The 12,258-nt window shown below is 59.0% G+C and carries 10 protein-coding genes; 7 read left to right on the top strand and 3 right to left on the bottom strand.

Annotated elements, in window-relative coordinates; all coding sequences use genetic code 11:
- Positions 1-19 precede the first annotated feature (19 nt).
- Positions 20-148: a hypothetical protein gene (locus WC811_RS08200; protein WP_372642885.1), complete on the bottom strand. Its 129-nt coding sequence runs from the start codon at positions 146-148 to the stop codon at positions 20-22.
- 790 nt (positions 149-938) lie between these two features.
- On the opposite strand from WC811_RS08200, the gene WC811_RS08195 reads away from it, so the two are divergent.
- The gene (locus WC811_RS08195; RefSeq protein WP_372642883.1) at positions 939-1,517 is read left to right on the top strand and encodes a cytochrome c; all 579 of its coding nucleotides are present in this window, start codon (positions 939-941) and stop codon (positions 1,515-1,517) included.
- Positions 1,518-1,876: 359 nt separating this feature from the next.
- On the top strand, positions 1,877-3,517 hold the full coding sequence (locus WC811_RS08190; protein WP_372642881.1) for a Na+/H+ antiporter: 1,641 nt from the start codon (positions 1,877-1,879) through the stop codon (positions 3,515-3,517).
- Between the two features lie 67 nt (positions 3,518-3,584).
- On the opposite strand, the gene thiS is transcribed toward WC811_RS08190, so the two are convergent.
- Entirely contained in the window at positions 3,585-3,782 is a 198-nt protein-coding gene (thiS, locus tag WC811_RS08185; RefSeq protein WP_372642879.1) for a sulfur carrier protein ThiS, read from the bottom strand.
- A 134-nt stretch (positions 3,783-3,916) separates the two neighbouring features.
- On the bottom strand, positions 3,917-5,191 hold the full coding sequence (frc, locus tag WC811_RS08180) for a formyl-CoA transferase (RefSeq protein WP_372642877.1): 1,275 nt from the start codon (positions 5,189-5,191) through the stop codon (positions 3,917-3,919).
- A 330-nt stretch (positions 5,192-5,521) separates the two neighbouring features.
- Between frc and WC811_RS08175 the strand changes: the two genes are divergently transcribed.
- The 5 genes from WC811_RS08175 to oxc all read left to right on the top strand — a co-directional run bounded on the left by WC811_RS08175 (position 5,522) and on the right by oxc (position 12,244).
- Positions 5,522-5,659, top strand: coding sequence for a hypothetical protein (locus WC811_RS08175; protein WP_372642874.1), 138 nt, complete (start codon positions 5,522-5,524; stop codon positions 5,657-5,659).
- A gap of 485 nt (positions 5,660-6,144) precedes the next feature.
- Positions 6,145-7,446: an oxalate/formate MFS antiporter gene (oxlT, locus tag WC811_RS08170; RefSeq protein WP_372642871.1), complete on the top strand. Its 1,302-nt coding sequence runs from the start codon at positions 6,145-6,147 to the stop codon at positions 7,444-7,446.
- A gap of 94 nt (positions 7,447-7,540) precedes the next feature.
- The gene (locus WC811_RS08165) at positions 7,541-8,884 is read left to right on the top strand and encodes a porin (protein WP_372642869.1); all 1,344 of its coding nucleotides are present in this window, start codon (positions 7,541-7,543) and stop codon (positions 8,882-8,884) included.
- 239 nt (positions 8,885-9,123) lie between these two features.
- Positions 9,124-9,864 carry a GntR family transcriptional regulator gene (locus WC811_RS08160; protein ID WP_372642867.1) on the top strand — a complete coding sequence of 247 codons (741 nt, stop codon included), beginning with the start codon at positions 9,124-9,126 and terminating at the stop codon, positions 9,862-9,864.
- Positions 9,865-10,321: 457 nt separating this feature from the next.
- Positions 10,322-12,244, top strand: coding sequence for an oxalyl-CoA decarboxylase (oxc, locus tag WC811_RS08155; RefSeq protein ID WP_372642865.1), 1,923 nt, complete (start codon positions 10,322-10,324; stop codon positions 12,242-12,244).
- Positions 12,245-12,258: the final 14 nt, after the last annotated feature.

The following is a 12,258-nucleotide window of genomic DNA, read 5'->3' as shown; positions in this document are numbered from 1 at the left end:
GATACGAAGGCCGATGGCATCAATTGCCGTACGAGTTGCCGCCGAATACGCCGTGAACGGAAAGAGCGCTATTGTCGGATGGAGCAGCAATGGCGGCAGTGCTGACAGCCGAGAACGCGACGACGATTGCGATAGCGATAGATTTCATGGTGAGTCTCCTGAGGGTTTGTGTTCAAGTTTTCAGATCGGCAAGAGCGAGTGCTCTCGGTGTTTCCGATGATGATTTCGTAAGGGCGCTGCAAAACGTTACCCGCGACAAACCGACCAAGGATCTAACTCGCGCGTCGGGCCTCTAGCTGAAAGCTCAGGCCAATGCCCTCGTCGCCGTCGCATTTCTGTCTCTCGGAGTCGGTTGGCATTCAATGCACGCGGCCCCGCGCAAATCGGTTCACCGCGGAGGCAGCCGGACCGGCCGCTTCGTGTAACGACATCCATTCGCAAATGGAGGGGATTGAAATTTCGCCCCAAGGAAGGAGCCAAGAACGCTCCCGTCGCAAAGGGTCGTCGGCGTGCCGAGCGGGTAGGGCGACGGTGAACGCAAGCGGCGAGCCGGAACTCGCATCTCAGGCGGTAGCCCTGCCAATTTTTTCCACATCGCGGTCTTTCGAAATATGGGAAAAAAAACGGCATCGCGCCCTAAGCCGGAGCAATAGGCGCCAAGCCGCGCCGGGGGGCGTGGACTCCAGTGATGCACGGGGATGACGGTGCCGGAACGCCTTTGCACGCAACCGCCAACAATTCCTGGCCACCTGGCGACAGCGCGATAAACTGTGTCTATAAGGTGCTCACAAACACTCGCAAAAAGAGGATGGCCGATCGGCGGTCACACACAGCAGATGATGGCATTCACCCGTTGGCTGAATTATCCCGAAGCGCTTCATGCGCGCCCGATTCGTTCTTCACTCTCTCGCTTATCGAAATTGGCCTTGGCGGCGTCGATGATAGCGCTGCCACTCGTCTCGGCGCCGCGCTCAGCGCTTGCCGATTCGGTCGAGGATACCGCGCAGGTCTGCTCCGGCTGCCATGGCGAAGCCGGTGTTCCGATTGACAAGACGATTCCGGTCATCTGGGGGCAGCGTCGCGAATATATCCTGAAAGAGCTTTGGGATTTCAAAACCGGCCATCGCAAGAACGAAACGATGGCGGGGATCGTCGATTCATTGACGAGAACCGATATGGAAGCTCTCGCGACGTATTATTCCAAGCGGACGTGGCCCAACCTCGGCCAGCCGGCGGCCACCGAAGATGTAAAGGCCAAGGCGATCGACATCATCGGCCAAGTGAATTGCAGAGGCTGCCACCAGGACCATTTCCAGGGTGACTACGTCAGGCCAAGCCTTCGCGGCCAGCAGGAAGAATACCTCGTCAAGACGATGACGGATTTCCACTCTGGCGAGCGAGCGAATTTCCCTCCAATGCAGGCGCTCATGAGGTCGTTGAGCGAGGACGACTTCAAACCGGTCGCCACTTATCTTGCGGGCCTTAATCCTGAAGTTCCGGTCATCGGACAGAAATAAAGACACGACGTTCGATCGTGGGAGGCCGTGCACCGGCCTCCCACGCGTCGTACACCCAATCATTGGCTGTCCCGAAGGTTGGGCCATTCATTCATAACAGCATTGTTCCCGCCCTCGTCGGAATCGCTTCCCACGCCGCGACGACGTTGAGAAGAGCCCGTGGGGTGCACGGCGCGGGACCGTGACCACCAGCGCTTCTGACGTATTAGGTGGGCAAAGATACCTAGGCCGCATCATGCGCGCCTCCGTGGTATCAGCCCTGAGCGAAACAGCGCTATTTCAGCGCGAAATCGATCATTGAGCGCCTTGCTTCTGTCCCGTTCGCTAGAGAAGCGCCGTCAAGTCCGTTGGAGTCCGCATTGGAAGTCGTCATCATCATTTTGCTCTTTCTGGCTGCGGTCGTCGTAAGCAGCGTGATCCAACGCGCAGCGCCGATTTCATTGCCGCTTCCCCTGGTTCAGATAGCGCTCGGTGCATTGATTGCTTCGACGCTCGACTTCCACATCGCGCTCGATCCGAAGGTGTTCTTGCTGCTCTTCATTGCGCCTTTGCTGTTCCTCGATGGCTGGCGCATTCCCAAGCAAGGCCTTTTTAGGGATAGGTGGACGATTTTGGCGCTCGCCTTCGGTCTCGTCCTGTTCACGGTCGTCGGCGCCGGGTTTTTCATTCATTGGATGATTCCCGCCATGCCGCTGGCAATTGCCTTCGCACTTGCTGCGGTTCTGTCTCCGACCGATGCCGTCTCGGTTTCCGCCATAGCCGCGCGCACGCCCATCCCCAAAAGACTGATTCATATTCTCGAAGGGGAGTCGCTCCTCAACGACGCTTCGGGCCTCGTGTGCATGCGCTTTGCGGTCGCCGCTGCGCTCACCGGAACCTTCTCGATTGTCGACGCGACCGGAACCTTTCTTTGGCTCGCGATCGGCGGAACGGCGATCGGCGTCGCCGCAACCATGCTGGCGAACACGGCAAAGGATTGGATCTCGAAACAATTCGGCGAGGAGACGGGGTCGCAAATCCTGATCAGCCTGCTCATTCCATTCGCCGTCTACGTCTTGGCCGAGCATCTGAATGCGTCGGGAATCCTGGCGGCCGTCGCCGCCGGAATCGTGATGAGCTATGAGGAGCGCACCGGCCGAGCCCTGGCGGTTACGCGCATTCGCCGCGCTGCGGTGTGGGATGCCGTCCAGTTCGCTGGCAATGGCGTGATCTTCGTGCTTCTCGGGCAGCAACTTCCCGGCATCATCGCCGGCGCGGGACGGGTCGTCCGCGATACCGGGCATCGAGACGAGCTTTGGCTGCTTGTCTATATTTTGGCCATCAGTTGCGTTCTAGCAGCTCTGCGGTTTCTCTGGGCGTGGACTTCGCTCGGTCTCATCTTATTTCGCTCGTCACGCCGCGGGCAAAAGCTCGAGTCGCCCGGCTGGCGCCTGATAGCCGTCACGTCGTTGGGTGGCGTGCGTGGCGCGTTGACGCTCGCCGGCGTGATGACGCTCCCTCTGACATTGCTGGACGGATCCGCTTTTCCCGCGCGTGATCTCGCCATTCTTCTCGCGTCGGGCACGATCGTGGTGTCTTTGATCGCTGCGAATGTCGGGCTGCCTTATCTTATGAAAGGCGTCCGGTTGCCTCCTGAGACGACGAGTCAGCAGGAGGAGGACGACGCACGCCTCGCAGCGGCGCAAGCCGCGATCGCGGCGATCGACCGAAAGCTTCACGAGGCGGAAAAGGAAGGACATGACGCCGATCTTTACGTGCAAGCCGGCACCCGGATCGCCGCGAATTACCGTGAGCGGATCGAGGTGCGGTCCACCAAACGCAAAGACCTCGATCTCGCCCGCAAAATCGATGAAATCGAGCGAAAATTGCGCCTTGTCGCCCTCAATGCCGAACGCGATGAGCTTTATCGCTTTGCTCGTACCGGCAAGCTGACGGACGACCTCACCCGGATGCTGGTCCGTGAGGTCGACCTGCAGGAGTCACGCTTCAGAACCGTCTAGCCGGTGGTTGTCGACGGCTGCCTTGACGTCAGTGTCGTAATGCGATGCACATGCCTCTATCTCTTTCTCAGCCGCCCTGCCTAGGCGCCACGACTTCGAGCATATCGCCTTCCTTTAATAAAACAGAAGCGCGTTTCCGTACCGGCACGAAGCGCCCGTTGACGGCCGTCGCGATCGTTAACTGTCCGTAGCCGAGCTCGATGAGAATTTGCGACAGGGCGAGATTATGAACTTCGTGCTTTCTGCCGTTGCAGACGATGGTCATTCGTTACTCCGCTGCGGCCTGTCGTTGATGAAATTCATGGAGGCAAAGTAAGCTCGGCGTGCGGATGACGGCTCTCGAAAGCGGCGGCGGAAGTCCGGAGGACGTACTTCCACCGCCCAAGTCCTTGCAGACGGTCACTCGGCGGCGATCGGAACCCACTCACCGAGGGCGCCGCTCGCTTCGATCTCGCGAATGCGACGCTCATCGAGCTTGAGCACGTCCCGCAAAATTTCTTCCGTGTGCTCGCCGAGAAGAGGAGAGCGCTCGACCTCGGTGGGGCTATCGGACAGTTTGATCGGATTGCCCACCGACAGATATTTGCCTCGAATAGGATGATCGACTTCGACGATGGTTCCGGTCCGCCGCAGCGACGGATCTTCTGCGATTTCCTTCATCGACAAGATCGGCCCACATGGAATGTGGTAGGTATTGAGGATCGCCATGACCTCATATTTGGTCTTGGTCACCGTCCATTCCTCGATTGTCGAGAAAATGCTTTTGAGGCGCGGCAGGCGCGAGGCCGGCGTCGCATAATCGGGGTGAGCGATCCATTCTTCCTTGCCGATCACCTTGCAGATGTCGGCCCAAACCGGTGCCTGCGTAATGAAGTAAATGTACGCGTTGGGGTCGGTCTCCCAATCTTTGCACTTGAGAATCCATCCCGGCTGACCTCCGCCCGAGGCGTTGCCCGCGCGGGGCACGCTGTCGCCGAATGTGCCGTTGGGATACTGCGGATATTCGGTTAGCGGACCATGCTCGATGCGTTGCTGGTCGCGGAGCTTGACGCGGCAGAGGTTCAGCACGCCGTCCTGCATGGCGGCATCGACGCGTTGTCCGCGGCCCGTGACCGTACGCTGAAACAGTGCCGTGACGATGCCGAGTGCGAGATGAAGGCCTGTGCCCGAGTCGCCGATCTGCGCTCCCGTGATCAACGGCGGCCCATCATCGAAGCCAGTTGTCGAGGCGGCGCCGCCAGCACATTGCGCAACGTTCTCATAGACCTTGCAGTCCTGATACGGACCCGGCCCGAAACCTTTGATCGAGGCAACGATCATGCGCGGATTGAGCTCTTGGACGCGCGACCAGGAAAACCCCATTCGGTCGAGCGCGCCGGGAGCAAAGTTCTCGACGAGCACGTCGCAAGTCCGGATGAGTTCCTCAAGTACGGCCTTGCCCTCGGGGTTCTTGGTATCGAGCGTAATCGACCGCTTGTTGTGGTTGAGCATCGTGAAGTACAGGCTGTCGGCATTGGGCACGTCACGCAATTGCGTGCGCGTCACGTCGCCAATGCCGGGCTTCTCGACCTTGATGACGTCGGCGCCGAACCACGCCAGAAGCTGGGTGCAGGCCGGGCCAGATTGCACGTGTGTGAAGTCCAGGATGCGAACGCCTTCAAGCGCCTTGCCCATCGGGTCTTCCTCCTAGGTCGTCTTCTTCTTGTTGGACCGGCATTCGCACCTGGGGCGAGGAGTCCCTTGCGAAGCGTCGTGTGCGCCCAGCCGCTTTCATCGGAATGGCCAAGCCGCCGCACATCAAATCTGGCATACCAAATACCAGACTGTCAAACAGAGACGCGACGTTTGGTCCTACATTTTCGCGGGGCAATCGTCTGAACTCATGCATTCAGCGCATCGCTGCGATGCAGCAGAAAACTGGAAATACCGTATCTGGTATGTTAAATACCACTCGTGAGTTCAGGCCGGTAGGAGCCTTTGACGGCGATTGAGGAGATAGAAATCATGACTGCCACTGTATTGCGCCGCACCATCGCACAGCGTTCGTTGTCTTCCAGAGTTTGGGCCGCAATCTCGGCCTTTCTGGAGAAGATCGCTGAAATCCAGAGGCGCAATGGTTCGGTTGAACCATTCGGACTGTGATGAACGAGCACTGATGGCCGGCGGCATTTCTCGCCGGCCCATATTTTATTCGGACCCGCATTCCATTTCGACGTGTGCTGAGCGAATCGGCTGCTTCAACATCAGATAGCCGGAAACGAGCGGTTATCCGCACGCGCATAAGCAGCCGCCTAACCGCAATCCAACCGCTTCACGGCGGGGCGAGGTGGGCGTTTTGCTCACCCCCCGCAGTAGATTCCAAATTTTTTTTGAAGTTTTTTTTGGGCTGCGCGGCCTCAAATGAGTTCGCGGCGGATAGTCGTGACTTATGAGCTTATTGCAAAACCGGCGGCCGGCGTTTTGACGTCCATCGCGCACGCCATTTCAATCCAATTTCTGAGCCGAAAACACCTGCCGTGAGATTTCCCGTCTTGCCTTCTGGTATTCAATATACCAGAATGACGCTGTGACATCTTAGACTTCGGCAACCCTCAACAACCTCCAACAACAACACAAGGGGGAAGTAAATGGCAGGAACTCAAGGAGAAATTGGTGTTCAACCGGTAGCTGACAGCTACCGCTGGCGCCAGCTCGCAATCGGCGTCGTCTGCATGGTGATGATCGCCAATCTGCAATACGGCTGGACATTCTTCGTCCCAGACATCCAACAAAAATTCGGTTGGGATCGCGCCGCGATCCAATGGGCTTTCACGCTCTTTGTATTGGCCGAGACGTGGCTCGTGCCCGTCGAAGCATGGTTCGTCGATAAGTATGGTCCACAACGCGTGGTCTTATTCAGCGGCTTTCTTTGCGGCGTCGGTTGGATCGTAAATTCTTACGCCGAAACACTGCCCATGTTCTATCTGGGCCAGATCCTGGCGGGTATCGGCGCGGGCGGCGTATACGGTACCTGCGTCGGCAATGCTCTGAAATGGTTCCCGGACAAACGTGGTCTTGCGGCAGGTATCACTGCGGCTGGCTTCGGTGCCGGTTCCGCTCTCACCGTCGCGCCCATCCAATGGATGATCGGCACGCACGGCTTCCAGCATGCATTCTTTTATTTCGGACTGGGTCAAGGCTTGGTCGTCATGATCTTCGCGATGCTGATGGCGTCGCCGAAGCGTGGCCAGGTACCGGAAGTCACCACCAACCAGAATGTCCTCCAGACGAAGCGAAACTACGCACCGACAGAAGTGCTGCGCCAGCCGATATTCTGGCTCATGTACTTCATGTTTGTCATCGTCGGTGCCGGTGGCCTCATGGCGACAGCCAATCTGAAGCCGATCGCCCTCGACTTCGGCATCGACAAAGTTCCTGTCACGTTGTTCGGCCTCACGATGACGGTCATCACGTTCGCCGCGACGATCGATCGAATTCTCAACGGCTTGACCCGGCCCTTCTTCGGTTGGGTTTCGGATCATATCGGCCGCGAGAACACGATGTTTATTGCCTTCGCGATGGAAGGCGTCGGCATCTACTTGCTTCACTTGTGGGGTCACGATCCGATCTGGTTCGTGATCCTGAGCGGCTGCGTGTTCTTCGCCTGGGGTGAGATTTACAGCCTCTTCCCGTCGACCTGTACGGATACGTTTGGCAGCAAGTACGCCGCCACAAACGCCGGCCTGCTCTATACCGCAAAAGGCACAGCCGCATTGCTCGTTCCCTTTGCCAGCACGCTGCAGGAATCGACAGGCTCCTGGGACGCCGTGCTGATCATCGCCGCCAGCGCCAACATTCTAGCCTCGGTACTCGCGATCGCGGTCCTGAAGCCCTGGCGAGCAGGCGTCGTTCGCCAGAACGGAATCCAGGAAGGACGCGTCCTGGCCTGATCTCTCCAGAGACGCGGACGGATGGCGGTGAATTGCCGCCATCCGCAATTGAAAACACATAAATCCGGTCAAGCAGTTGGGGGACTGAAACCAAATGAAACTCGCATCGGGAATGATGGGCGCGTGGCGATACGCGACAGCGGCACTTTTAATTGGCGGTTGGGCGATGCCTGCGACCGCTGCGGATCTCGGGGGAGATTGTTGCGCCGATCTCGAAGAACGCGTTGCGGAACTCGAAGCAACGACGGCGCGCAAAGGCAACCGGAAAGTCAGTCTAACGATATCCGGTTGGGTCAACGAAAACGTACTTTGGTTCGATGACGGCTCTGAATCCAACACCTACGTCGGCACGAACCCCGTCGAGCAATCGCGCTTCCGCTTCGTCGGCGAAGCAAAGATTACACCCGACTGGTCGGCGGGCTATGTGCTTGAGATCGGCGTCTGGGGTGGCAATTCGACGGCGTGGAATCAGGACAATCCTGACGGTTCGCCCTCGAACAACACGCTCTTGGTTCGCAAAAGTAGCTGGTACCTGAAGAGCAGTACCTACGGCAAGCTGACCGTCGGACAGGATAGCACCGCGACATATCACTTGCTCGACGACGCAGACACGACCATGACGCGAAACTTCTACGATGCCGAAGGCGCGCCCGACTATGCGCGGCCCTTCTTTCTTCGCGACAAGTCAGGGGGCACCATCGGTTCGGGTGCCGGACTGAAATGGAGCGACGTGCTGCGTGGCTTTACCAACTCGACGCCCGGAGACAGCGGCCGCCGCAACATCGTTCGCTACGACACTCCGACCTTCGCCGGCTTCAGCATCGCGACGACGTGGGGCGAAGACGATATGTGGGACATGGCCCTCGTCTATAAGAACAAGTTCAACGACTTCGACTTCAACGCCAGAGTTGGCTACGGCGCTTCAGGCGATGGTGTCGGTTCGGCTTGCCACGGCTCGACGTCGTCGCCCGACAACGCCATCGATTGCGAATGGTGGGGTGTGGCGGCCTTCGTCCAACACACGCCAACTGGTCTCTACGCGTATGCCGGTTACGGCGACCAGAACGACGGTTCGAAAAACGCCGCGGTCAATGCCGCTCTGGTCGACAAGGATTCCCGGACTTGGTTCATCCAAGGCGGTATCGAGAACAAATGGTTTGCGCTCGGAAAGACCAACCTCTTCGGCGAGTACCGGCGTGACGAAGCGGGATCGAATGTCGGCATCAGCGGCACGACGGGGGCCCCGACCTTGGTCACCGACGGTGCGAACGTTGATTTCTGGGCCGTCGGCGCGGCTCAGAGCATCGAAGCCGCGCAAGCGACTCTCTACCTCGTCTACCAGCACGTCGACGGTGACGTGACGCTGGCAGGCGCTTCAACGGCAACGGATATTCATGCGCTCCAGCAAGTCATCGGCGGCATGAAGATTAACTTCTGACGCGCTGGGTTGCCTTAGGCCACAACGGCATCTGCCACGCCCGTCGAAACTGCGAGAAGGGTGACCGTCGCGTCCACCTTCTCGCGGCGGGCAGCTCTCTAGATCGTTACTCGGAGCCTGACGCTCTCCTGCGATACTCAGCCGCTACAAGATAGCGGCTCAGCCGATTGGGATATGGTCCCGCGCTGGTCTATAGTATACCAGAATCGTATGCGACGCGTTTGGAAAGAGAGAAAACCGTGGCTGAAAAAGCCGAAGCACGAGCAAGCTGGGCGCTCGCTGAAACGTCCACGCCGGATCTTGTCCTTAAGCCTTTTGCGCAAGAGGAAACGTATAAGGCCAAAGCCTACAAGGCTCTCAAGCGCGCCATCATCGACATGGACATTTACAGCTCGCCCGAGCAGGCGTGGCTCGACGAGCGCCAATTGTCGGAACAACTCGGCGTGAGCCGGACTCCGGTGCGCGAAGCGATCCTCATGCTTGAGCAGCAGGGCTTCGTAAAATCGATGCCGCGCCGCGGGATCATGGTTATCAAAAAGACCAAACGCGAAGTCATCGAAATGATTCAAGTTTGGGCGGCGCTTGAGGGCATGGCGGCGCGCCTTGTTTCGCAAAGCGCCAGCGATGCCGATATCGCGCGGCTGCGATTGCTTTTCAGAGAATTCAATTCGAGCCACAAGCCCGAGGATTTTCTCAGTGAATATTCGACGGCAAATATCCGCTTCCATCAAACGATCATAGAATTAACCGGCTCCGCGCTTCTTGCCGAGATGACCGAGAATCTTCTGCTGCACGTGCGCGGCATCAGGCAAATAACGATCGGACGCGACGACCGCGCGGCGCGCTCCATCGAAGATCATCTCAAAATCATCGAAGCTCTGGAAAAGCGCGATACGGAACTCGCCGAAAAGTTGGCGCGTGACCATACATTGGGCCTTGCGGCATACGTCGAAGAGCACAGCGAAGGCATTTTCGATTAAGCGCGGACGAAAATTTCACTGCCGCTCCCGATGATCGAAAGACGATCCTTGCGCGAGTGATCATCGGAGACAGCGGTCGTGCGCACCCCCTACGATCAGAGCCGTTGCCAAGAAAAAATCAAATCAGGTGAATTGCTTGGTTGCCGTGCCTCGTGCCCACCGCGCGATCGCGCTGGGGCGGCATCCGGACTGGGCGTTTACGCCGAAGCATAGCCCCGCTCGGTTCAGGCGCGTGTGGGTCTGACGGTCAACAGGCCTCTCTCCAAAACGATCGCAAATTTTCCACGGCGTACGCCCACCGAAACCTTGCGTCCGTCTGCGTATCTGGTATATCATATGCCAGATAACAAAGACCACGTGCCTAGAAGCGAGCAAGCAGCAAGGGCCCGCGACCGTCGTCGCGGAAATTCTTCAGGTCTCGACTGGCAGGAACACGTCCAAAAAAGGGAGGAATGCCATGAACATTCTTACGGCGATGATTCCGAGGAAATCTGCTTCGGCAAGCGTGGAGGAATCCGTTTCCGCGCCAATTCCCGCATCTACACCCCCCGCTTATCTTCCTGCGTCATACCCGCTCGGCATCTCGAAGCCAGCGTCCGGTGACAAGGCCCCGGCCTTCGTGCCGGCCGCGTATCCACTCGGCATCGAGGCTAAGGCGCCGGCGGCCGCCACGCCGGCGGTGACGGAAGTATCCGAGCTGACGGATGGCTTTCATCTCGTCATCGACGCGCTGAAGCTCAATGGCATCGACACGATCTACGGCGTGCCGGGCATTCCGATCACGGATCTCGGTCGCCTCGCGCAGGCCCAGGGAATGCGCGTGATCTCGTTTCGCCACGAACAGAACGCAGGCAACGCCGCCGCGATCGCCGGCTACCTGACGAAGAAGCCGGGCATCTGTCTTACGGTTTCAGCTCCCGGCTTCCTCAATGGCCTCACGGCTTTGGCGAACGCCACGACCAACTGCTTCCCCATGATCCTGATCAGCGGCTCGTCCGAACGCGAGATCGTCGATCTGCAGCAGGGCGACTATGAGGAGATGGATCAGCTCGCAATCGCCAAGCCGCTCTGCAAGGCGGCCTTTCGCGTTCTGCACGCCGCCGACGTCGGCATCGCGGTCGCGCGGGCGATCCGCGCCGCAGTCTCGGGGCGCCCGGGCGGCGTCTATCTCGATCTTCCCGCCAAGCTGCTGTCTCAGACTTTGGCCGCGACGACGGGACAAAAGTCGCTCGTCAAGGTCATCGATGCTGCACCGGTCCAGATTCCGGGCAGGGACGCCGTCAACCGCGCGCTCGATGTGTTGAGAAGCGCCAAGCGCCCGCTGATCATTTTCGGCAAGGGGGCCGCCTATGCACAAGCGGACGACGCGGTCCGCTCGTTCGTCGAAAAGAGCGGCATTCCCTTCCTGCCGATGAGCATGGCCAAGGGCCTGCTCCCCGATACGCATCCGCAATGCGCCGGTGCGGCGCGGTCGACGGTATTGAAAGACAGCGACGTCGTGGTGCTGGTCGGCGCCCGGCTCAACTGGCTCTTGTCGCACGGCAAGGGCAAGACCTGGGGCGATGCGCCGAAGAAATTCATTCAGATCGACATCGAGCCCAGGGAAATGGACTCGAATATTGAAATCGCCGCGCCGCTGGTCGGCGATATCGGTTCGTGCGTCGCTGCCTTGCTCGATGGCATCGAAGGCGGATGGCAGCAGCCGCCGGCCGAATGGATCAGCGCGGTCAAGGCCAAGAAGGAAGAGAATATCGCCAAGATGGCGCCGCGGCTGATGAACAACAAGTCGCCGATGGACTTCTACGGTGCGCTCGGCGCACTTCGCACGGTCATCAAAGAACGGCCCGATGCGATCCTCGTCAACGAGGGCGCGAATACCCTCGATCTCGCACGCGGCGTCATCGACATGTACCAGCCGAGGAAGCGCCTCGATGTCGGCACCTGGGGCATCATGGGCATCGGCACGGGCTTCGCCGTTGCGGCCGCCATCGAGACCGGGAAGCCCGTGCTCGCGATAGAAGGCGATAGCGCCTTCGGCTTCTGTGGCATGGAGGTCGAGACCATCTGCCGATACGAGCTGCCGGTGTGTATCGTCGTCTTCAACAACGATGGCATTTATCGCGGAACCGACGTCGATCCGACGGGCCGTGACCCGGGAACGACCGTCTTCGTCAAGGGCTCGCGCTACGACAAGATGATGGAAGCCTTCGGCGGTGTCGGCGCGACGGTCTCGACACCCGACGAACTGAAGCGTGCCGTCGACACCGCGATGGACAGCGGCAGGCCCACTCTCATCAACGCGCTCATTGATCCCGCAGCCGGCACCGAGAGCGGCCGTATCGGCAATCTCAATCCGCAAAGCGTCCTGAAGAAGAAATAGGTCCGGATCATCCG

Source organism: Hyphomicrobium sp., assembly GCF_041659645.1.
In the GTDB taxonomy this organism is placed as follows: Bacteria; Pseudomonadota; Alphaproteobacteria; order Rhizobiales; family Hyphomicrobiaceae; genus Hyphomicrobium_B.
The sequence above is the reverse complement of the archived record's forward strand: the minus strand, read 5'-3'. Positions and strand labels throughout refer to the sequence as shown.

What these genes read in the sequence shown, in the direction of transcription:
- WC811_RS08200 (WP_372642885.1), bottom strand. Translation starts at nt 148, where the DNA reads ATGAAATCTATCGCTATCGCAATCGTCGTCGCGTTCTCGGCTGTCAGC.
- WC811_RS08195 (WP_372642883.1), top strand. Translation starts at nt 939, where the DNA reads ATGATAGCGCTGCCACTCGTCTCGGCGCCGCGCTCAGCGCTTGCCGAT.
- thiS (WP_372642879.1), bottom strand. Translation starts at nt 3,782, where the DNA reads ATGACCATCGTCTGCAACGGCAGAAAGCACGAAGTTCATAATCTCGCC.
- frc (WP_372642877.1), bottom strand. Translation starts at nt 5,191, where the DNA reads ATGGGCAAGGCGCTTGAAGGCGTTCGCATCCTGGACTTCACACACGTG.
- WC811_RS08175 (WP_372642874.1), top strand. Translation starts at nt 5,522, where the DNA reads ATGACTGCCACTGTATTGCGCCGCACCATCGCACAGCGTTCGTTGTCT.
- oxlT (WP_372642871.1), top strand. Translation starts at nt 6,145, where the DNA reads ATGGCAGGAACTCAAGGAGAAATTGGTGTTCAACCGGTAGCTGACAGC.
- WC811_RS08165 (WP_372642869.1), top strand. Translation starts at nt 7,541, where the DNA reads ATGAAACTCGCATCGGGAATGATGGGCGCGTGGCGATACGCGACAGCG.
- oxc (WP_372642865.1), top strand. Translation starts at nt 10,322, where the DNA reads ATGAACATTCTTACGGCGATGATTCCGAGGAAATCTGCTTCGGCAAGC.